The organism is Roseibium aggregatum (assembly GCF_017309185.1).
GTDB lineage: Bacteria > Pseudomonadota > Alphaproteobacteria > Rhizobiales > Stappiaceae > Roseibium > Roseibium aggregatum_B.
The window spans coordinates 1785906-1807491 of sequence record NZ_JAEKJZ010000001.1 but is presented as its reverse complement, the minus strand read 5'-3'; the positions used below and the strand labels follow the sequence as shown (position 1 = coordinate 1807491).

22 protein-coding genes are annotated in these 21586 nt (G+C 60.2%); 4 read left to right on the top strand and 18 right to left on the bottom strand.

Annotation, left to right across the window (positions count from 1 at the left end):
* Positions 1-275: 275 nt before the first annotated feature.
* The 5 genes from JF539_RS07810 to rsgA form a co-directional block, all read right to left on the bottom strand.
* Complete coding sequence (locus JF539_RS07810) at positions 276-656, bottom strand: GFA family protein (RefSeq protein WP_207139740.1); 381 nt, start codon at positions 654-656, stop codon at positions 276-278.
* Positions 649-1218, bottom strand: a complete 570-nt coding sequence (locus tag JF539_RS07805) for a DUF2087 domain-containing protein (protein ID WP_207139739.1) — start codon at positions 1216-1218, stop codon at positions 649-651. The genes JF539_RS07810 and JF539_RS07805 overlap by 8 nt, the downstream gene beginning before the upstream one ends.
* Before the next feature lie 547 nt (positions 1219-1765).
* Positions 1766-2686, bottom strand: a complete 921-nt coding sequence (locus tag JF539_RS07800; RefSeq protein WP_207139738.1) for a serine hydrolase domain-containing protein — start codon at positions 2684-2686, stop codon at positions 1766-1768.
* A 384-nt stretch (positions 2687-3070) separates the two neighbouring features.
* Positions 3071-3568, bottom strand: coding sequence for a GNAT family N-acetyltransferase (locus tag JF539_RS07795; protein ID WP_207139737.1), 498 nt, complete (start codon positions 3566-3568; stop codon positions 3071-3073).
* 176 nt (positions 3569-3744) lie between these two features.
* Positions 3745-4827 (bottom strand): ribosome small subunit-dependent GTPase A, encoded by a 1083-nt coding sequence (gene rsgA, locus JF539_RS07790; protein ID WP_207139736.1) that lies wholly within the window; start codon positions 4825-4827, stop codon positions 3745-3747.
* Between the two features lie 466 nt (positions 4828-5293).
* On the opposite strand from rsgA, the gene JF539_RS07785 reads away from it, so the two are divergent.
* Positions 5294-5761: a transposase gene (locus JF539_RS07785; RefSeq protein ID WP_419247665.1), complete on the top strand. Its 468-nt coding sequence runs from the start codon at positions 5294-5296 to the stop codon at positions 5759-5761.
* A 107-nt stretch (positions 5762-5868) separates the two neighbouring features.
* Here the strand turns inward: JF539_RS07785 and JF539_RS07780 are convergent, their stop codons facing one another.
* The 5 genes from JF539_RS07780 to dsbD form a co-directional block, all read right to left on the bottom strand.
* Positions 5869-6480 carry a L,D-transpeptidase gene (locus JF539_RS07780; protein ID WP_207139735.1) on the bottom strand — a complete coding sequence of 204 codons (612 nt, stop codon included), beginning with the start codon at positions 6478-6480 and terminating at the stop codon, positions 5869-5871.
* Positions 6481-6484: 4 nt separating this feature from the next.
* Positions 6485-7036 (bottom strand): L,D-transpeptidase, encoded by a 552-nt coding sequence (locus JF539_RS07775; RefSeq protein WP_207139734.1) that lies wholly within the window; start codon positions 7034-7036, stop codon positions 6485-6487.
* Positions 7037-7105: 69 nt separating this feature from the next.
* Positions 7106-7729 (bottom strand): DsbA family protein, encoded by a 624-nt coding sequence (locus JF539_RS07770; protein WP_207139733.1) that lies wholly within the window; start codon positions 7727-7729, stop codon positions 7106-7108.
* Positions 7729-8601, bottom strand: coding sequence for a TlpA disulfide reductase family protein (locus tag JF539_RS07765; protein ID WP_207139732.1), 873 nt, complete (start codon positions 8599-8601; stop codon positions 7729-7731). Before JF539_RS07765 ends, JF539_RS07770 begins: the two co-directional genes overlap by 1 nt.
* Positions 8598-10397, bottom strand: a complete 1800-nt coding sequence (gene dsbD / locus JF539_RS07760) for a protein-disulfide reductase DsbD (protein WP_209017039.1) — start codon at positions 10395-10397, stop codon at positions 8598-8600. Before dsbD ends, JF539_RS07765 begins: the two co-directional genes overlap by 4 nt.
* Positions 10398-10472: 75 nt before the next feature.
* Between dsbD and JF539_RS07755 the strand changes: the two genes are divergently transcribed.
* The 3 genes from JF539_RS07755 to JF539_RS07745 all read left to right on the top strand — a co-directional run bounded on the left by JF539_RS07755 (position 10473) and on the right by JF539_RS07745 (position 13654).
* A complete protein-coding gene (locus JF539_RS07755) occupies positions 10473-11156 on the top strand; it encodes a response regulator transcription factor (protein WP_207140885.1) in 684 nt (227 codons plus the stop codon).
* A 17-nt stretch (positions 11157-11173) separates the two neighbouring features.
* Entirely contained in the window at positions 11174-12478 is a 1305-nt protein-coding gene (locus tag JF539_RS07750) for an ATP-binding protein (RefSeq protein WP_207139731.1), read from the top strand.
* A gap of 210 nt (positions 12479-12688) precedes the next feature.
* A complete protein-coding gene (locus JF539_RS07745; RefSeq protein ID WP_207139730.1) occupies positions 12689-13654 on the top strand; it encodes a LysR family transcriptional regulator in 966 nt (321 codons plus the stop codon).
* On the opposite strand, the gene JF539_RS07740 is transcribed toward JF539_RS07745, so the two are convergent.
* The 8 genes from JF539_RS07740 to trbE are packed head-to-tail and all read right to left on the bottom strand — an operon-like array spanning position 13587 to position 21582.
* Complete coding sequence (locus JF539_RS07740) at positions 13587-13826, bottom strand: DUF2274 domain-containing protein (RefSeq protein ID WP_207139729.1); 240 nt, start codon at positions 13824-13826, stop codon at positions 13587-13589. The two genes, JF539_RS07745 and JF539_RS07740, sit on opposite strands and share 68 nt — an antisense overlap.
* Positions 13827-13828: 2 nt before the next feature.
* A complete protein-coding gene (locus JF539_RS07735; protein WP_207139728.1) occupies positions 13829-14950 on the bottom strand; it encodes a TrbI/VirB10 family protein in 1122 nt (373 codons plus the stop codon).
* Complete coding sequence (gene trbG, locus JF539_RS07730) at positions 14947-15957, bottom strand: P-type conjugative transfer protein TrbG (protein WP_207139727.1); 1011 nt, start codon at positions 15955-15957, stop codon at positions 14947-14949. Before trbG ends, JF539_RS07735 begins: the two co-directional genes overlap by 4 nt.
* Positions 15954-16643, bottom strand: coding sequence for a conjugal transfer protein TrbF (gene trbF, locus JF539_RS07725; protein WP_207139726.1), 690 nt, complete (start codon positions 16641-16643; stop codon positions 15954-15956). The genes trbG and trbF overlap by 4 nt, the downstream gene beginning before the upstream one ends.
* Positions 16640-17989 carry a P-type conjugative transfer protein TrbL gene (gene trbL / locus JF539_RS07720; RefSeq protein WP_207139725.1) on the bottom strand — a complete coding sequence of 450 codons (1350 nt, stop codon included), beginning with the start codon at positions 17987-17989 and terminating at the stop codon, positions 16640-16642. Before trbL ends, trbF begins: the two co-directional genes overlap by 4 nt.
* A gap of 3 nt (positions 17990-17992) precedes the next feature.
* Positions 17993-18280, bottom strand: coding sequence for a putative entry exclusion protein TrbK-alt (gene trbK-alt, locus JF539_RS07715; protein WP_207139724.1), 288 nt, complete (start codon positions 18278-18280; stop codon positions 17993-17995).
* An 18-nt stretch (positions 18281-18298) separates the two neighbouring features.
* Positions 18299-19075, bottom strand: a complete 777-nt coding sequence (gene trbJ, locus JF539_RS07710; RefSeq protein WP_207139723.1) for a P-type conjugative transfer protein TrbJ — start codon at positions 19073-19075, stop codon at positions 18299-18301.
* A complete protein-coding gene (gene trbE / locus JF539_RS07705; RefSeq protein WP_207139722.1) occupies positions 19072-21582 on the bottom strand; it encodes a conjugal transfer protein TrbE in 2511 nt (836 codons plus the stop codon). Before trbE ends, trbJ begins: the two co-directional genes overlap by 4 nt.
* Positions 21583-21586 lie beyond the last annotated feature (4 nt).

The following is a 21586-nucleotide window of genomic DNA, read 5'->3' as shown; positions in this document are numbered from 1 at the left end:
TGCCGATCCCAAACGTTTTCTCAAATCGTACGGACTGCTTCTCTAGCCAGGCCAGGCTGCACTTGTCCTCGCGGACGGTGAGGGACGCAACAGCGTCTGGTTGACTGAGCAGCGGTTGTAGGTGACGCCAGCCGACGTCTCATCGATCTGCATCGGGAACCCTCGAGGCTATCGCGAACGGACATCCCCAAAGCCAGTTCGACGACCTGCTGCCAAAGAATTTCCGGCCGTCAAGTTGATCAGGCCGAGGGTCTCGGGCGGCGCTTACGTTTTTCTCAGCGATCGTTCTGCGGCAGACCGTCAGCAATTTCGTAGTAATCGCCTTTCTCTGATACGAATATATGCATGGAGAGTTTTGTGCCTGTCGATCCGTCGAAGGCACCCATCGCAATTGCAGTCCAGTTATGATGAACAGGATCCCAGAACAGGGTTGACCCACAGGTCCCGCAGAATCCGCGCCGAACCTTCTCTGACGAAAGATACCATTTCACGTTCTCCTCACCCTCGATGCGAACCGCTGCTCTAGGCACGTCCAGCGAGGCGCCGAAGTGGCCGGTTTGCTTTCTGCAGGCGTTGCAATGGCAGGCGTTCGGCTGCGGGAGGTCGCCTTCGACAGTGATGCGGACTGCGCCGCACAAGCATGAGCCCTTATGCATGACGAAGCTCCTCTTTGGGGTCTGGCCGCACTTTCCGCCGACTGGAAATCAAATGAATTAGCGCTTTGGCTTCGGGTGGCGGCTCCTTCTCGCGGCGCCGATAGTCTGTCCCGTCAGCCTTGCGGCTGAGCAGCCCGGTGGGAATCAACGTGCGCCGCAGCGTTGCCGGGTCTTCGAAGAGATGCTCCGCAGCGAGGCACGCATTGACATCACGTTCCGACATCCTTTTCTCAGCCGGAAACGCCAACCAAAGCACCCAGAGCGCGACGTTCTGCGTCTGTCGCTTGGCCGGCCAGCGTCGCAGTCGACCTGCGGCATCGAACTGGTTCAGCGCTCGTTCGACAATACGACCGTCATAGTCGGTATCCTCCACCGCGCTGAGAACACGACGCGTCGCGGCCCGGGATGCGCGCAGGTGTTGCAGGTTTTCGAACCCTGCGGCGCGTGCCAGCATGTTCATCAGCTGAAGGTGGCTTGGGCTGGTGTTGCCGAGCTGCTTTGACAGGGCACTTGCGAAGAGCGTCAAATCCTCGACATGCACCGAAACGGGGACTTTGGGCATAACACATCCATATCCGGCGCTGGCCAATGTCGTTGGTCGCTGTCTTGACGACGGGCGCCGGGATGAATGCGGAACCGATCGAGAGTTTGGCAGGTTTAGCACCCCGAAGCGGGGCAGCGACGCCTTGGTGTCTGCCGACCGACCTCTGAGTACCAAGTCAATATCGGATTTCCAAGCGCCAAATGATTACATCGGTGATCGAATCACGGCCGATTTGACATCCGGACGCAACCATCGTGGAGGAACGGTTTGTTTAGCATACCGAAATTCGAATTGATCGGCTCAGGGCACGAACTCGATGCAGACCCATTTCTGTGGCGTGCTTGCGGCTTGCAGATTAGATTAAACATACTGGCCTGAACATTTGACCCCCTCAAGAAAGCTCCTAACGTAAATGTGGATGCTCTCTCGGTGTCGACCTCTCAGGGCTGTGCTCCGGATTGTGTGTCAGATGATGCTACCGAAGAGCACGTTCGATCTCGCCCGAAGAATTCTTCGAGCCGGACGACCGCAACGCGGGACGGAGCGTACTTTCGCTGCGGTTCCGCTATTTGCCCGGTTTCTTGGATTTGCTTGGATCTGGTCTAAATCGGCGCAGCAAACTTCGGACAACCCACTCGGCTCGGCCTTCATCAGACCCGGTCATGAAGAAACAAGCGGTGCGGGCAGCGTCCGAGCCTTCCGTCCGGTAGAGCGCCGAGACCGAGAACGGCCCCGCGCCGGAATGTCCGACGACCGATCCGATGTCTGGCATCGTCCCACACATCAAACCCAGCCCATACGACGACGTCTCCCACGGTCGACCTTCCATGGGTCCCAATTCGATCCGCCTCAGCATCAAGTCTTTCGTGTCGGCATTCAGGAAGTTGGTGCCGAACACACCGTCAAGAAAGCGGATGGCGTCTGATGCGGAGCCACAGATCAGACCATGATAAACCCAGCCCGGATGATAGCCTTCGCGATCGAGTTTTTCGCCTCCAGCATCTCCGGGGGCGAGGACCACTTGGGTAGCCTCCAGCTCCAGAGGATCGAGAACCAGTCGGCGAAGCGCCCGATCAATCGGTTCGCCCGCCGCGTCTTCGATCATCCGACGCACGAAGGTGTAGCCTGTGTTGGAGTAGACGAGCCCGCGGCCGGACGGAAAGTCCGGCTCGTCAAGGCGTATCCTGGCGATCATCTCTTCGAAGGTCCAAGGCTCGCCCCGAAGCGCAACCGCCTTTGTGTAAGCGTCGAGCCGCGTATAGGACGGCACGCCGCCCGTGTGCCTCAACAACTCGAAAAGTGTCGTCGGGAAGAGTGGTGATGCAGTGTCTAAGGCCAGTCTGTCTTGCTCGCAAAGCCGCAGAGCCGCCACGGCGAGGACCGTCTTGGTGATGCTCCACCACGGCCACGGCACATCGCTGTCGGTTTGAAGCTCACCCTCGCTGCGAAAGGCGTAAGCGCCAGGTTGGGAATGGCCGTGGATCATTTCGTTCTCCGGTTCCCGAAACCAACACATTTTAGCTCAATCCAAGGACGATAGGGACACTATACAGCGGCCACAAGGTCTACCTACGATGCCGACATTCGTTCTCGCCATAACACTCGCTACTTTGAACTCATTGCCACCATTGAACATTCGCCGGAGCCCCCCGGGCACGAATCTGGGCCCGAGGTTTCTCGATCAACATTCTCCTGAGGGGCATGTCGGTGACTAGCCGACAGCATCACATGTAACACTGTAGACAGCGGTTACCCTCCCTAGCGATAGCATTGGGCTAAAGCTGCTCAAATTTATCACAATCAAACCGAAACAGTTCCGACACGGCCGGGCGACATTCCCCATCGTGCAATGCCGCCCCGCCACATTGAACTATTCCCGCTCCAAGGCAAATGCCTTATGATGATATACTTCCCCATGTGGCTCTGTTTCATCAAAAGGCAGCGCTTGTACGACTTCGGGGGGGCAACCAGCCACAGTCATGTTCGGGAACGCTCTAAAACCGAATCGAGAATAATAACTCGGCTCACCAACCAACACCACTCCGCGCCTTGTTTTACGAAGACGATTAAGAGCATCATTCATCAAGAGCGTTCCGATGCCTTGAAGTCGCCTGGAAGGCAAAACACCAAGCGGACCAATTAGGCTCCAACCTCCCTGCTCTCCGATACGCGCATCTGAAGCAGCAAGATATCCGATTACCTTACTGTTTTCGACCGCCACCAGAGACAGGTCCAAGGCGCTTTGGGCCCGCAGAGCCTCAACGATTTTTGCTTCTGTACCGGTAGATTGCGGAATGATTGCCAGTGATTCAGTGACTAATGAGCTGATCGCCGCAATGTCCTGTTCGTGTTCGGTACGTATCAGCATGTGACGTTCTCCAGGTCAGCTTGCAAGAGGTGGTTTTGTAGGTGATTGAAGTGTTTTGGCGTTATGTGCCGGTGATTTCCATTTGGAGTAGAGTGAGGCTGCATCGTAGAATTATCACTCTCCACCGGATTCAGCGCCCAAGGGGTATTCAATTTTCGCTCATGCATGGCAGTCATCTATTTCCGCTTGTCATTCTGTTTCTTAAAATTTCGAACCATTTTTCCAAAGGCCTTATCTTTCTCCTTTCTCTCGAGAAGACTTGTGGAGTTGAAGGCATCCTCAGCCTTTAGCTTTCGCCATCGTGCGAGCCGGGCTGGATTAAGGTCTCCAGTTTCGATCGCTTTCAAAACGCCACACCCTGGTTCTGTTTCGTGCTTGCAGTTCCTAAAGCGACAGCTTTCCGAAAGCTCACCAATATCGGCAAAGAGGTCTTCAATGCCCGCCGCTGCATCCGTGAGTTGAAGTTCACGCATGCCCGGAGTATCTAGAATCAGACAACGATTGGGCATGGTGTGCAGTTGTCGCCGTGTCGTCGTGTGTCGACCTTTAGCGTCATCCTCGCGAATGGACTGCGTTGCGATGGAATGCGTCTCGAGCAGCGCATTTGCCAATGTAGATTTACCCACACCAGATGACCCCAGAAACGCGACTGTTGCACCCGGCTTGCACCATTCAGCGAGCTTTAGCTTTGGTTCATTGCTCTTCGCATCAAGCGCGACGACATCTATGAGCTCGGACACTGTTTCAGCTGCTTCAATATAGCCTTGCGGGTCAGAGATCATATCCGTTTTAGTCAGAACAATGACCGGAGTAATATTGGCCTCGAATGCCACGGCAGCATAGCGCTCAAGGCGAGCCACTTTGAAATCCTGATTACAGGACGACACAATGAATGCTGTATCAATGTTTGCAGCAATAAACTGCTCTTGCCGATCAGTGCCAGGCGCGCGCCTTTTCATCAAGCTTTTACGAGCGAGTACACGGCTAGACTTCAAGTTATCTCGGTCAAGCAACAGCCAATCACCTACTGTTGCGTCGTGGCGTGGAGGTAACATTTCGTCAATACCGTCGCCATGAACATGAAGCGCATTGCGGTGCACCTCAACGACACGAACGGGCGGTGTTAATACTAGCTCGTTTATATCGATTTGTTGAGAGAAGTAAGGCTGCCAGCCAAGAGCGTTTAGAACGCTAAGTTCTTGTCGTGAGGCGTAAACCCCTGATTGAGCGGGGAATAATTGGGAGTAGTCACGTGTCATCGTGGATTGTCTTTCATGTCGCGAACTTGAGCGTGGCTCAGCTCATCCGGTAAGGTACAACTAGGCAAAACAAAGAAAGCCGCTTCTGTTTACCAGCAGCGCTTTTTGCGTTTCAGTTTTGCATCGGGAGGACTTCAGCCTCCCCACTTTACCGGGACATCAAATCTCCATCGTGATCGCAGCTATGTTAGCTCCAAGAGCCTATGTTTTCAACACCTTTTCGGCTCTGTTGCACAAAGCCGGTGCAGGGATTCATCTCGTGAGCCAGCGTGGCACCTGAGCTGCACGAGCCCCCCGCCCCGCCTACAAGAACAGAAACTGGCCGACCTACAACGAAGCGCGCAAGCGCGAGGGTTCGCTGACGATCAGGTTCATTCGGAGATGAGCTTGGATGCGCGACCGACAGGCAGACGTGGCCGCGAGGAGACCTACAGCGACACAGCAGTCCGGCTAGACGTTCTTGACAATGAAGGAACTATTCGTCACCGCGCTGCGGCAGACGACCGGCTTTGTCGAAAGCCTGTTGCGGCTTGTCGGCCTTGACGGGTCCGTGCTCGACCTCAGCACGCTGTCCCGCCTACAGAAGGCCTTGGGCAGTTTTCATCCCGTATCGCGGCTCCAAGGGCCCGCTGAACCTCCTGATCGACGGAACTGGGATCAAGGTCGAGGGGTAAGGCGAATGGCAATGCGGTCACAAGCAGCGGGTCTGGCGCAAGATCAATCTCGGAATCGACGATCAAACGCTGGTGGTTCCGGGCGTCGAGATCAGCGGTTACACCACGTCTGTGACGCTCCTGTGCCACCTGAACTTCTCGACCACTTCCCGTCGGATCAGCGCCGCGCTCGAAGCGTACGATCGCTGTATTGCTGCTCGCATCGCGCGCGCGGTACTGGTGCGTCCGTGAAGAGTTTGTTCCACAGTGCGTCTTTTTGACGGTCACAGACTGGTAGATTTTCACACACTGAGACGAAGGACCCAAGGATCGTTGAACGCTAGCTTATTGGCCAACTGCCACAACAAGTCCCAAAACCTAATAACAGCTACTCAAGGTCATGCGTGAATCCGCCGTCATCTGGTTTCGGGTGGAGAAACACTTTCGCGTCCAGCGGCACGCGGTCGTAAAGGTCGACCATGTGCTCGTTGGTCAGGCCAGCGCAACCATTTGATACTGCTCGTCCGATAGTGCTAGAGTCATCCGTTCCATGGATACGCAGGAAGGTGTCACCTCTTTCTACGGTGAAAAGGTAGAGGGCACGTGCACCCAGCGGGTTCCCTACGCCACCGGCCATGCCAGTTTCCGCGTACTGAGCGTACTTTTCCGGCTCGCGTTTAACCATGTCGGGCGTCGGAACCCAGGATGGCCATTCTTTTTTGGCACCGATGAAGTATTCACCGGCCTCGTACAGGTCGCCGCGCCCGATGCGAACCGGGTAAACAATCGCGCGCCCCGCCGGAAGGGTCCAATAGAGTCGGAACGGTCCGGGCATGACATGGACCTCGCCAGCAGGTGGAAAGGGCTCCGCCAGTTCGATGATATGCGGTGCCCAAACACTCGACGTGTCCTGTCCCTGTTCCTGTGCCAGCGCGCCTCCGAGAGTGGGCAGCCCCGCACAAGCGAGACCCCCAATGATCAATTTTCTTCGGTGCACCATGGCCTCAGATGATCCTGACCTGTGTCCCGATTGGGCATAGCCCGTAAAGCTCTTCTATCATGTGGTTATAGAGGCCGACGCAGCCGTCTGAAGAGGGTCGGCCAATCTTGCGGGTGTCGTGGGTGCCGTGAATGATGTAGGCGGGCCAACTGAGATACATGGCATGGGTGCCAAGCGGATTGTCTGGGCCCGGAGGTACATATTCCCAGCCGAAGCGCTCGACCTGGCTCGGCGTCGGGGTCCAGTCGGGCCCTACCTTCTTGCGCACGATGCTGGTGTAACCCCGCTTGGTCAGTTCCTCGGTCATCGGCACAGAGGTCGGATAGATCCTGTAGTCGGTGCCGTCGTGGTTCCAGAAATGCAAGGCGCGGGAAGCGGTGTCGGCTACGATCGTCGCCTTACCGAGATCGTCGAAGTGGTCGCGCCAATCCTGCATGGTAAAGCTTGAGGTATTGCGACGGGCGCTCTCGGCCCACAGCATCGAAGGTGCGGCAAGGCTCGCTCCACCGGCCAAACCGACGGAAAGCGCCCTGCGGCGTGTGAAGGATCTCTTCATGTGTAGTCTCCTGTTTTACTGTTTTGGAAGGGTTTCGCTGTCCCGTTCGAAGGCTGGCTGTGACCTGCTTCAACTCGCGGCGCGAGCTTTTCTGATGGCCTCCTCCAACGTCGCGCGATCCAGGGCACCGCTGTAGAGAGTCTTCTCGATGGCGAAAGCGGGGGTTCCTCGGAAGCCCAGCGACACGGCCTGGTGATCGTTTCGTTCCAGAAGCCCGTCCCATTTCGCGCGATCGGCGCGATAGGCTTCCATGGCATCGTCGATCTTGAGAACAGAGCCGACCGCAAGTTCTACATCAGCGTTGCTCAGCTTGGCCTGGGTTGCCATAAGCGCATCGGTGACCTCCTCGTAGGCATCGAGCGATACGGCTCCGAGGGCGAGTTGGCTGGCGCGTACCGAAGGCGCTCCGAATATTGGCCAATCCTTCAATATCAGGCGCACGTTGCCGTCATCCTTGACGACGTCCTTCAATGTCGGGTGCATGCGCTTGCAGAATGGGCACTGGTAGTCGAAGTACTCGACAATAGTGACATCGCCGTTCGGGTTGCCCATCACGGGAGCATCGGGATCGCGCAGGACCGCTTCGACGGTGAGTTCCTGCGCGCGGCCAGCGCCGGGCAGAAGGCCAAGCGCACCGGTACCGAGCAGCATAGCACCTCCCGTCGCAAAAAGTCGGCGTCTGGTTAGAGGCATCAAAAATCTCCTTGGTTAGTGGGTTGAGACGCGCGGTCGGCGTCGGCCTGCGGGGCCGCGCTTTGAAGCGTCGCGATCTGAGACAAGAGTTCGGCGCGGGAAATCTCGCCAAAGTGCGCATCCCGGAGTGTACCGGAAGCATCGAAAAACAGCGTGGTGGGCAGGCCCATCGCGTTGAAACGGGTCATCAGGCTGGAGGTCGGATCAAGCGACACATGCTCCCCGTCTTCATCGAGGTTCTTTAGAAACGTCGCGATCCGTTGCTCGGTCTCGCCCTGATTCGCGAAGACAAGTTCGGCCCCCTCGATCCGGTCCGCGACATCCATCATCATTGGCATTTCGCGCCGGCAGGGCGGGCACCAGCTGGCCCAGAGGTTCAGCACCAGCGGCGTACCCTGCCGCTCGTCGAGCCGAACAGGTTCGCCTGCCATGTGCGGAAAGGCGGTCTCAGGCAAAGTCGTTTGCGCGCCCGCTTGTTGTTCTTGCGATCGCAGCACGAGTTCACCCGCCAGCCAGCCAACAAAAGCCGCGCCCATGATCGGCGCAACAACAGCCTCGCGCCGGACGAGGAGGAAGAGGGTGAGAACTCCTAGTCCCAGAAAGCCTGCGCCGACAGAAATGCCTCCCTGCCACAGTTTGAGCATGTCGAGCGGATGTTCGAGAAAGACCGCCCAGTGCTGCAACACGAAGCCCGTCCGTGCCGCCACAAGCCAACTCAGTGCGGCCGGAATGGCCCAGCGGCGCAGGTCGATGCCGCGCCGCGCCTGTGGAATTGTCATGACGTGGAAGACAGACATGAAGATCAACGCCGCGACTACAAACGCGAAGCGCTCAATGTCAAAGGCGATCGGTCCGATGGAAATGCCGTTCATTGCGACACCATGCGGAGTGAGCGCAGCATGTCTTCGCTCTCGGTGTCACCCACGATGCGACTGCCCGGAGCCTCGGAGACGCTCTCGTCGAAGAACACCATCGTAGGCGGACCGGCCGCGCCCAGCATGTCGAGCAGAATCTGGCTATCGGGACCGAAATCAGTCACATCGACCTTAACGAGCGAAAGCTCGCTCATGGCCGCCCGCACCTCGGGATCAGAGAGTGGTCCACGCTCAATGCTACGGCACGTAGTACACCAATCTGCTGTGACATAGGCCATAGTCGAGCCGCCCGCGTCAGTCAGCGCGGCCTCGAATTCCGCCGCTGTGAAGACAGTGGCGAAGCCGTCGCCTTCCGGTTGCGCAACACTCTGCGACGCGCCGGTGGCAAGCGGCGCCAATGGACGCAGAGGATCTTTTCCTCCGACGGCAGAGCCTACGCCCTGGAGCGTGCCAGCGAAAAGCACGATCGCCCCGAGCGCGACGCCGAGCTGACCGGCTTTGACGTCGCGCGGCATCTGGGCGAGGATTGCTCCTACTCCGATCAGAAGTGCTGACCACAACGCCAGTGTCGCGGGACCCGGCAAGATACGGCCTGCCAACCAGATCGCGAAACCGAGAAACAGGACACCAAATACCCATTTGGTCGCCTCCATCCACGCACCGGAGCGTGGTAGAATACGGGGCCCAAAGGCACCGATGAGAAGCAGAGGGACACCTTGCCCAAGCCCCAACGCGAAGAGCGCAAGCGCGCCTAGCACCACATCCCCGGTCTGGGCTATATAAAGCAGCGCACCCGCCAGCGGTGCCGTCACGCAGGGGCCGACAACGAGAGCAGAAGTAAAGCCTAGCAACGCAGCGCCGCCGATGGAGCCGCGACGTCTTTCAATCCGCTCCAGGCGGTTTGCGACGAAACGCGGCATCTGGAGATTGAAGAGGCCAAACATCGACAAGGCGAGGAGCACAAATATCGTTGCCGCAACTGAAATCGCCACAGGAGATTGCAGCGCAACCTGAAGATTCTGCCCCGACCAAGCGGCACCGACACCAAGCCCGGCGAACGCGACAGCCATTGCCAGTACATAGGCGGCCGAGAGGGTCATACCTTGACGGAGGCTCGGCGGCTGGCGCTGCCCCATGACGAGGCCCGCCACGATCGGGAACATTGGAAAGACGCAAGGCGTAAGGGCCAGTAGGAGGCCGAGACCGAAGAAGCCGGCCACCACAAGCGCTGCGCCACCGCGCGCCGAGAGGCCGTCGAGCAGACCGGGCTCATTGGCGAGCTTCAGGCCTTCCGTGCCGTCGACGGCAGCCGGTGCGGGCGCGGCAAGTTGCACTGGAGACATGCTGGTTCCCGACCCGGTGTCGGGTAACGTCGGCCCAACACCCTTCTCAAAGGAGATTTGGCGGGTCTGTGGCGGATAGCAGATGCTGTCTTCCATGCAGCCCTGCCAAGTCAGCAATATGTCAGAACCTGTAGGGACCATCTGAATGGAAAGCGCGTCGTGATAGACCTCGACCACACCAAAATTCGGGTCGTCCTTTAACTCGCCATCTGGAGTTTGAATGGCCAGTTCGGTGCCATCCGCCGTCGTCGCGGCGATGTAGTCGCGATAGAGGTAGTAGCCCTCCTCGATTTCCCATGACAGCGTGACCGCGCCGCTCTCCGATGTCACGGTTAGAGCGAAGGCCTCATCCGCCGGAAGCGGTTGAGATGGAACTTGAGCGGAGGCCGCGCTGGCTCCGACAAAAACAACTGCCGTCAGCGCGGCAAGCAAGAATCGTCGCATCATCATGATACTCCAAGTCCTTTTCCATTCTTAAGCGAGCCTTAAGCTTGACAAGTAACGTCGGAAGAGGAAGGAGCGATGATGCGGATACTGATTGTGGAAGACGACGACATTTTGGCCGACGGTCTCACCGTAGGGCTGCGCCTGACCGGGTTCACTCCCGATCATGTAGCGACAATCGCCGATGCCAGGGCGGCAATCGAGACCGTCGATTTCGATGGCATCGTGCTTGACATCATGTTGCCGGACGGTCTCGGGCTGGACCTACTCGAGGAGATCCGTTCGCAGGGGGTGCGACTTCCGGTGTTACTGCTAACGTCGCGGGATCGCGTTCGCGACCGGGTCCGGGGTCTCGATGCGGGCGCTGATGACTACCTTGGCAAACCATTTGACTTGGACGAGCTTTCCGCACGTCTTCGTGCGATGCTCAGGCGGCGTGTCGGTCGGGCTAGTAGCATTCTAAGCTATAACGGACTCTCTATTGACACCTCTTCACTGACTGGTCGTTACGGCGACAAGCCCATCTCCTTCTCCAAGAGAGAATTCGCGATACTGTCCGCGCTCATCGAACACCCCCGGCATATACTGTCGCGGGATATGCTGGAGGAAAAGCTCTACGGCTGGCAGGAAGACATCGAAAGCAACGCGGTCGAAGTGCATATTCACAAGCTTCGCACCAAAATCGGTCGATCCTATATCGAAACTGTGCGTGGGCTGGGCTATCGACTGGCCGAAGAGGAGACCAAGCCATCTCCATCCGACTGAAGCTCTTTTTCATTCTCATGGTGGCCACCAGCGCCGTCTGGCTGTTCGCGGTCATCTGGATACAGACTTCGACACGCGCGGAGGTCGAGCGCGTGCTTGACGCCAGGTTGTATGAGGCGGCTCACATGGTTTCGTCCCTTCTTGCGGATCGCCAGATTGAGGTCGGTCAAGCCGAAACGAGTCCAAACGCGATCCCGCTCCAGTCAGAATCGAGTTTTTCCCGGCAACTGTCCTGTCAAATCTGGACGCTTGATGGGGGCATAGTCGGCCAGTCTGGTGGTGCTCCGGATGTCCAACTGACCGATCGAGTCTCCGAAGGTTATTCGCAGTCAGTCGTAAATGGCGAGCCTTGGCGCGTCTATACGTTGATCAATAAAGAGTTAGGTGTCCGCGTGATGGTGGGCGACAGTCTTGGCGTTCGCCACCGTCTGGTCTGGGACGTTCTGGAAGGGCTTTTGCTTCCGGGAGCGTTAGCGCTTCCTATTCTGGGAGCTATTTTGTGGTTAAGTGTTGCGAAAGGGATGGCGCCCCTAGAGCGACTAGCCTTTGCTTTACGAGGCCGGGCACCAGATGATCTGAGCGCCATTCCCGATGGCGTCTCTCCTCCAGAAATCGAATCCGTCCGCCAGGCCTTGAACACTCTTTTTTCAAGAGTAGCGGCCGCACGAAATATTGAACGCGATTTTACGACTTATGCGGCGCACGAACTCAAAACTCCACTTGCAGGACTACGCACTCAGACTCAGATCCTACGATTATCAGATGATCCCAAGATTAGAAAGAATGCGCTCGATGCGCTGGAGCGATCGGTTGATAGAACAGATAGGATGGTACGGCAGCTTCTCGAGTTGTCGTTTGTCGAGAAATCAGAACTGGCTTTCGAGGACACGGACCTTCATCAATTGGCCATCGAACTCGTCACAGATCTTCTGCCATTTGCGAAAGAGAAATCTGTTACTCTCGAGACGCAAAGGTCGGCAGAGAATTTAGTTCGGTCAACAAACCCGTTCCTATTTGAAACTGCACTGCGAAACATTATCGAAAACGCCATCCATGCCTCACCTGAGTGCGGCGAAGTCTTGGTTGTCCTCGAGGGCAACGCTGTATCCGTAAAGGATCAGGGTCCGGGCATGAGCGATGAGGAGCTAGAAATGATGAACACTCGTTTCAAGAGAGGGCACGAAGGAAGCCCGAATGGAAGTGGGCTTGGTTTAACGATTGTGGCAAGCGCAATGGAGAGATTAGACGGAAGAGTCGTCTTCGAACGCATGAAAAACGGGGGCCAATGCGTGAGCTTGCATTTGATTAACGGCGTTGTGTAACCGGTGCAATCAGAAATTCATCGGCCTACTGATGAGAATATCGGGGCAAACAGAAAAACGAAATAAAATACTTGGACCCGGAAGAACCGCTTAACACAAGTCTCTCCCGTTCTTGAGAGGCATTGTCCGATCCGAAAACCTGTTAATCGTGAGTGCTGTCTATTTCCTCGAAGGGGACAAAATCACCATCTGCCTATAAGGAATCCTGGTTTGAAAGAGGGTCCAAAGCGACAAGAAATCGAGTTACGCCATATTCGCCACTTCATCGCAGCGGTCGAGCAGGGCAGCTTTCGCAAGGCGGGTGTTGTGCTTGGATTGTCACAATCGACGATCAGCCGATGTATCGCGGAACTCGAAGACCGTATCGGTGCTTCATTGTTTCATCGACACTCGTGGGGTATCTCCGAGACTTTTGCAGGGCAGCGCTTTTTGACGACAGCCCGCAAGACGCTCGAGACAGTTGACGCAGGTACCCATGATGTTGCAGCGGTCGGTCGAGGCGAGCACGGGTTTGTGAGAATAGGAATCTATTCCTCCATTGCCTGGGGATTTCTCGCAAGACTTTTAAGGGAATATTGTGCGCTCCACCAGGATGTTCAGATAGAGATGATTGACGGGCCTGCAGAAGAGCTTGCCTCAGAGATCCGACGCTTGCGCCTCGACGTCGCCTTTCTGGCCGGGACGCCGGAATTGCGCGACTGCGAGCACTCACAACTATGGTCAGAACGTGTCTTCGTAGCCTTGCCAAATTATCATTCACTTGCAGACCACGATACTCTGGTTTGGCGCAACTTGGTCGGGGAAACCTTCATCGTAAGTGCCTCCGCATCGGGAGACGAAGTTCGCGCGCACCTTGTTCGCGAACTAGTAGGCCTTGGTGGATGCCCCTACATTGAAGTTCAAGAAGTCGGGTTGGACAACTTACTGCCTTTGGTCGCACTTGGCCGTGGACTTACACTGGTGTGTGAGGCAATGACCGTGGCGCAGTTCCCCGGTGTCACTTACCGCCCAATTTCGGGAGAGTTGGTTCCTTTCTCCGCAGTTTGGTCGGCGAGAAATGACAACCCTGCATTTCGTCGGCTGCTCAGTCTCGCGAAATCGATGGCCGTCAGGTCTCAGCCTTCGGCACCTGAACAGAGCGCCGCGCCTTCGCAAACCCACGATCCGTTGTCATGAATCTTTCGAGCATCGGCACGACCAACCGAACAGGATCACTTATAGGCTGCCCAGTCTCCCGCCCCAGCACCTCGGCATAGGCGATCAAATCGCGGTGAAGCGGCGCGGGCAGTTCCAATGTCACCTTCACCGGCTTGTCATCGGGCAACGGCCCAAGCTTCAGTTTAGTCATGATCAACCTCCTGCGGGTTCGAATACCAGATCGCGGGTGACGATGATCCTGACCGGGAACCCCGGACGGATGGTCAGCGTCGGCGCGACCTGCAACTGACGCTGGACGATCTGCTGACCGGCCTGGTTGATCGTGTCCACAGCACCATCGCGGATCGCCTGGACCAGGCGGTCTTCGTCATCGGTGGCGAGGTCCGCGCCGATCGCGAGCAGCGTGGACAGACCCGCTGCGCGCATAAGAGCCCACCAGTGGTAGTCAACGCCATCCTCGAGGCCGGCATAGCCGCTCACATCCGCCCCCGGCAAACGTTCGAGAACAATGGATTGACCGCCGGGAAGGATCAGGCGGTTCCAGACCAGCAGCACGCGGCGTTGGCCGAACGTCAAACCGTCATCGTATTGGCCGATGATGCGGGTTCCTTGTGGGATCAGCAGCAGCGATCCGGTCGGGCTGTCATAGACATTCTCGGTGACCTGCGCGGTGATCTGGCCGGGGAGATCGGAGCGAATGCCGGTGATGAGCGCGGCCGGGATCACCGCTCCGGCCTGAAGGATGTACGGCGAGGCTGGCGGCTGAATGCGATCCGATGCGACGGTTTGCCGGTCCACCGGACCGTTGAGGAAAGCCGTATGCCGGCTGCCCTCGGGTTGTTCGGTGCCGCCCAGGCCCGGAAGGTTCACGCCGACCCCGGCCGTCGTTTCCCTGCCAGACGCCGTCTGGAAAAAGACACCGCTCAGACGCGCTGTTTCCTCCTCTGCCCTGCGGCGCTCCGCGTCCGGATCGACATTCGGGCCCACAATCGGCGGAGGGCCCACGGGCACTCCCCGCTCCTGCGCATCGAGGATCGGCCGCCCGAGGTCACCGGGCAGTGCGGGTCCCAGAACCGGTCCGGAATAGTCGGACGGCAACCCTTCCAGGCCGTCCGCTGCCGGTCGGTTGTCGATGGAATAGAGTTCTCCACCTCCCGGCCCAGCCTCATGGGTCTGGAGCGCATAGATCAGCGCGCCTCCAATGCCGAACAGAGCGACCGCCCCGACGCCGGCCAGAACCTTGCGCGACAGCCTCGTCACGCGCGGCGGATCGGGGCGCAGACGCATCGGAGCTGCAGGATCGGTGTCACTCATGACGCCCCTCCCCTTCGCGCATCCGCCTCGCCCTCCTCCATGCGCACGATACGGACCGCCTGCTGGCGGTCTCCGGCCCCCAGCCGGAGCTCGGCGGCGCCGAAGAGGCGATCCACGATCAGCACGTTCCGGTGGATACGGCTGTTGACGATCTGCGGCTCTCCATCGGCGCCGAGAACGAAGAGCGGCGGCATTTCGCCCTGGGCGATGCCAGCCGGGAAGACGACATAGACGCGACGGCCATCGTCAAAGACCGAGACCGGGCGCCAGGGCGGCATTTCACCCTGGATCTGCAAGCCGTAACGATGATTACGGGCCGACGGCGCCGGGATGGTCGGCGCGGTCGCCACAGCCTGTCGCCCACCACGGGGCGCAGCCGGATAAGCCCAGGCGACGGAGGGCATGTAGAGCGCCTCGCGCGCACGCAACTCGATCGTATACACCCGCCTGTCAGTGCTGATCACCAGATTGGTCGAGATGTCGTCCCGCGTCGGTTTGACGAGGATGTGGACGCGGGCGGTTGATCCGGACCCGCTCTCCGTGTCGCCGATGATCCAGCGCGTGGTATCCCCTGCGGCGATCGGCCCCGCGCCGGTCAGACGCTCGCCCGGCTCGAGTGCAATATTGGTGATCTGACCCGGTGCGGCATAGACCTGATAGAGCGCGCCTTCCGACCAGGGATAGATCTGGATGGCGTTGTAATAGCCCTCGCGGCGCGGCTCGACCCGGGCGGCGGCATTGGCGTTTTCGATACGGCCGGTCGGTGTGCCCGCCGCCGCTCCGCCATGCGCCACTGTCCAGACTGGCGGCGTGTGCAAGGGCCGAGGGTGTTCCTCGGCAGCCGAGGCGGGCGGAGTGGGCAGCGGCGGCACGGACTCGTCGTAGCTGAATTCCGGCACCCGGTTAGTGGCACACCCCGTCAGCACGGACGCGGACAGCAGCAAGGCCACCAAGGTGGGCTTATTGACACCCGGAGACCTGATTGCATGAAGATGCTGTTCAGTCATTGGCTCATCTCCCGCGACCAGGAGATCGCATTGACGTAGATACCGAGGGGATTGGCGCGCAGGCGCTCGGCGCTGCGCGGGGTCTGGATCACGACGGTCAGGATCGCGGTCCAACGCTCGGTCGTGGAAAGCTGACCGTTCTCGTAGTGGCGCTCGGTCCAGGCAACGCGGAACGATCCCGGTGAGGCCCGGATGACGGAGGACACCTCGACGGCGATCTGTTGACGGCCGACGCGGGTGAACGGGTCGTTGGCGCGGGCATAGTCGTTCAGCGCGGCCGCCCCACGATCCGTGGTGAACTCATAGGCGCGCAGCCAGTTCTGCCGCACGATGATCGGGTCGGCCGGAATCGACCGGACCTGTTCGATGAAGCGGCCGAGATGGAAGGCGATCTGCGGATCGGTCGGCTCGTAATCGGCGGAAGCCGGAGCGACGGTCTGGGCCTCACCGAGCGCGTCGACCTGAACGACCCAGGGCACGACCGTGCCACGCGCGGACTGCCAGACCAGGGCACCAGCAAACCCCGCCGCGAGGATCAGGCTGCCGAAGGCCATGTAGCGCCAGTTGCGGGCCTGAACGCGGGCGGAGCCGATACGCTCGTCCCAGACCTGCGCGGCCTTCTGGTAAGGCGTCTCTGGCTGAGGTGTCTTGCCATAATGAGTGGCTGAGCGCCTGAAGAGGTTCATGAGCGATCCCTTTCGGAGAGATTGACGGAGGTGCCCGAGCCGTGGCTGTCACCAGACCGGACGGCATGGGCGGCAGCGCGCACGCCGTGGCTCACGGCCTGGCTATGGCGCATGCGCTTCGCCCAGGCTGGCGGGCCATCGGAGGCGGACGGGCTGGAAGAAGGCACGGGCGCCGCTCCGCCGACCGTGCCCATCGAGGTGGTTCCGCCCGTCGCCGCAACACCGCCCTTGACGCCCTCGGCGTAGCTGGACTGGATGCCGCCAGCCGCGCGAGAGGACGCCTTCTTGAGCGGTGATGCCGAGGCGGCGGCCCCGGCGCGCGCTACACCAGCCATCCCGCCCGCGAGACCTCCTCCGCCCATCGAACCGAACGTGTAGGCGCTCGAGGCAGCGCCCGCCGCGGCCGCGCCGCCGCGTGCGAGGGCGGCGCCTCCGGAGAGTGCAGATCCGGCTCCGCGTGCTGCGAGCATGGTTGCCCCTCCGGCCCCGATCGCAGCGCCACCAACGGCAAGGCCGGTACCTATGGCCGCCCCCGCGCTGAGTTGCGGCCCGCCGGACACCAGACCCGAGGCGATGCCGGGGCCGAAGATACCGAGGCCCAGCAGAGACAGGGCAGCCAGCACAATCGCCATGGCGTCATCGATGGTCGGCGTCACGCCCCCGAAACCCATGGTGAACTGGCCGAAGAGCGTCGATCCGATGCCGATGATCACGGCGAGGACCAGGACCTTGATGCCGGAAGAGATGACGTTGCCCAGCACGCGCTCGGCCATGAAAGCGGTCTTGCCGAAGAGGCCGAAGGGGATCAGCACGAAGCCCGCAAGGGTCGTGAGCTTGAACTCGATCAGGGTGACGAAGAGCTGCACCGCGAGGATGAAGAAGGCGAGGATCACCAGCGCCCAGGCGAAGAACAGGCAGAGGATCTGAACGAGGTTCTCGAAGACCGCGACCCAGCCCATCAGATCGGAGATGCTCTCGAGAAGCGGTCGTCCGGCCTCGAGCCCGGTCTGGGCGACGCGGCCGGGGCGCAGAAGATCGGCGGCGGAAAATCCGGTGCCCGAGGCCATCAGACCAAGGCCCGCGAAGCTCTCGAAGACGATCCGGGCGAGGTTGTTCCAGTTGGAGATGATATAGGCGAAGACCCCGACAAAGAGTGTCTTCTTCACCAGTCGGGCGATGATGTCGTCATCGGCGCCCCAGGCCCAGAACAGGGCCGCCAGCGTCACGTCGATGACGATCAGCGTGGTGGCGATGAAGGCCACCTCACCCCCGAGCAGCCCAAACCCGCTGTCGATGTAGCTGGTGAAGATGCCCAGGAAGTTGTCGATGACGCCGGTTCCACCCATGGCTCATTGGTCTCCCGAATGCTGCGGCGTTTCAGATGCAGGCGTCCGGCCGAGGAACCGGTCGCGGTTCTCTGCCCAGGCGGCGAGGCAATCCGCATTGCTGGCGGCGGCCTCGCCGAGTTGCTGGCAATGGCGAAGCGTCGCGCGCAACGGGTCGGCCGGCGGCTGGAGCGCGGGCGCGGTGCTGGCCGGCACGGGATCTTCTTCGCGTGTCATCTCGATCACCGTGGCGGTGATCGCGATCGCCACAAACACGATGGCCGCGATCCGGGCCAGCACCTTCCCCTCCATCGTCTCCCCCTCCCGGCCTTAGTTGAACATCTGCGCGTTGCCGGGTTGGTAACCCGCGCCCGGCGTCAGGAAGCGCTCGCGCTGGATGCGGCCCTGTTCTGCAGCGGTGGCGCGCTCGGCCTCGGACAGCGCATTGGCGCGACCGTTTGCCGAGATCACCGCGATCAGGTCCGAGAGCTGCTGCGATTGCAGTGCGAGGAGTTGGTTGCCCGCCTGCGTGGCCTGCAGAGCACCGACCGCGTTCTGGCTCTGCCCCACGAGCGCGGACATCTCTGCGCGGTTGGCATCGATGTTGCCGACGACACCGGCCTGCACGCGCATGGCATCCTGCAGGCCGCCGACGGTGTTTTCCCAACGGGACCGGGCCTCGGCAATCAGTTGCTGGTCGGTCGCCGTCAGGGAAAGGTTGCCATAGTCCTGCTGGAACATCTGGTCGATGCTCTGCACATCGAAGGCGATGTTCTGCGCCTGCGCCAGGAGCTGCTGCGTGCGGCTGACGTTCTGCTGGATCTGCTGAAGCGCGGAATACGGCAGGTTGGCGAGATTGCGCGCCTGGTTGATCAGCATCTGCGCTTCATTCTGGAGCTGTGCGATCTGGTTGTTGATCTGCTCCAGAGCGCGCGCCGCGGTCAGGAGATTTTCCGCGTGGTTGGTCGGGTCGTAGACGATGAACGGACCGCCGCCGATGCCGAAGAGCGCATGGGCGGGCGGCGCTGCGATGGGCGCCATGGGCATCGCCAGCGCGAGGGCGAGCAACGACGGGCCGGCCAACCGGGGCGTGATCTTGCGTGTCATGGTGTAACTTCCTCTTCTTCAGTGTCGATGTCGGCGTCCTCAACAACAGCGGCGGCCGGAGAGACCCCCTCTGCGTCGATGGCGAGATTGGTGAGGACGGGGATCAGCTCGGCAGCCCAATCGAGGCCATGCGCCGTCAGCCAAGCGGCGAGGAAGCCGTCTCGGCCGTGCTCGGAACAGATCTCGGCAATCAGAGCCTGATCCGATTTGGCGGAAGCCGCGCAGAGTGCGAGCCCGACCTCGCTGAGGCCCAGTTCGAACAGCCGGTTGCCACGCCGCGACTGACAGTAGTAGTCGCGCTTGGGCGTGGCCCGCGCGAGGATCTCGATCTGCCGGTCATTGAGGCCAAAGCGACGATAGATGGCCGTGATCTGCGGCTCGATGGCCCGCTCGTTGGGCAACAGGAGCCGTGTCGGGCAACTTTCGATGATCGCAGGCGCGATGGTGCTGCCATCAATGTCGCTAAGGCTTTGCGTCGCGAAGATCACCGAGGCGTTCTTCTTCCTCAGCGTCTTCAGCCATTCGCGGAGTTGCTCCGCGAAGGCATCGTCATCGAGCGCGAGCCAACCCTCGTCGATGATGAGCAGCGTGGGGCGTCCATCGAGCCGATCACCGATCCGGTGGAACAGGTAAGAGAGGACGGCGGGCGCCGCGCCGGTTCCCACCAGCCCCTCGATCTCGAAGGCCTGCACATCCGCCGATCCCAGCTGTTCGGCCTCGGCATCGAGCAGCCGACCATAGGGTCCACCCACGCAGTATGCGCGGAGCGCCTGCTTCAAGTCGTTGGATTGCAGCAGGACCGCAAGGCCTGTCATAGTCCGTTCCCCGACAGGCGCCGAGGCCAGCGAGGTCAGTGCCGTCCAGATATGTTCCTTCACATCCGGGGTGATCTGGATGTTCTCGCGTGTCAGGATGGCGACGATCCAGTCGGCCGCCCAGGCGCGCTCCGACGTCTCGTGAATGCGGGCCAGCGGTTGCAGCGAGACGGAGTTCTCGTCCGCGTCGGTCAGCTCTCCGCCGAGGTCATGCCAGTCGCCGCCCATGGCGAGCGAGGCGGCGCGGATCGAGCCGCCGAAGTCGAAGGCGAAGACCTGGCTGCGCGGATACCGCCGGAACTGCAGCGCCATCAGCGCCAGCAATACGGATTTGCCCGCGCCGGTCGGGCCGACGACCAGGGTGTGCCCGACATCCCCCACATGCAGAGAAAACCGGAACGGGGTGGAGCCTTCGGTCCTGCCGTAGAGCAACGGAGCGTCGCCGAAATGCTCGTCCTGCGCCTCGCCCGCCCAGATCGCCGAGAGCGGGATCATATGGGCGAGATTCAATGTGCTGATGGGAGGCTGGCGAACATTGGCATAGGCATGCCCGGGCAAACTTCCGAGCCAAGCATCGACCGCATTGACCGTCTCGACCATGACGGTGAAATCGCGGGACTGGACGATCTTCTCGACCATCCGCAGCTTCTCGTCAGCGCGGCGGACATCCTCGTCCCAGACCGTGATCGTCGCGGTGACATAGGCCATGCCGGCCACATCAGCGCCGAGTTCCTGCAGAGCCATGTCCGCATCAGCGGCCTTGTTCGCCGCGTCGGTATCGACCAGTGCAGATTGCTCGTTGGTCATCACTTCCTTGAGGATCGCGGCGATGCTCTTGCGTTTGGCAAACCACTGACGACGTATCCGGGTCAGCAGCTTGGTTGCATCCAGCTTGTCCATGATGATGGCCCGGGTCGACCAGCGATAGGGAAAGGCCAGCCGGTTCAACTCGTCGAGCAGGCCCGGGGTCGTGGCGCCGGGAAAGCCTGTGATCGTCAGCACGCGGAGATGATGATTGCCCAGGCGCGGCTCCAGCCCGCCTGCCAGCGGCTGGTCGGGCAAGAGCGCGTCGAGATAGACCGGCACCTCGGGTACGCGCACGCGGTGCCGGTTGGTCGAAATCGTCGAATGCAGATAGGTCAGCGTAGCTGCGTCATCGAGCCAGTGGCAGTCCGGCAGGAAGCCGTCGAGCAGCGCCAACACGCGATCGGTACGATCGATGAAGCCGCGCACCTGTTCCCAAGGGTTCACACCCGAGGTTTCGCGGCCCTCGTAGAGCCAGGATTCTGAGCGTGCCGCGTCCTCCGCAGGTGGAAGCCAGAGAAGCGTCAGGAGGTAGTCGGAAACGAAGTGGCTCTCGTCCTCTTCGAATTCGGCTCTGCGCTCGGCATCGACCAGCGCGGAAGCTGCATCCGGGAAGTTGCTTACCGGATAGGTCGCGGCCTCAGAGCGCTGTGCTTCAACAAAGATCGCCCAACCCGAACCGAGGCGGCGGAAGGCGTTGTTCAGCCGTCCTGCCACCGCGACCAGTTCTGCCGCAACGGCGCTGTCGAGATCGGGACCCCGAAAGTTAGCCGTTCTCTGGAACGAGCCGTCCTTGTTGAGGACCACGCCCTCCCCGACCAGCGCCACCCAGGGCAGGTAATCGGCAAGGCGCGAGGCGGTGCTGCGGTATTCTGAGAGATTCATCATGGGA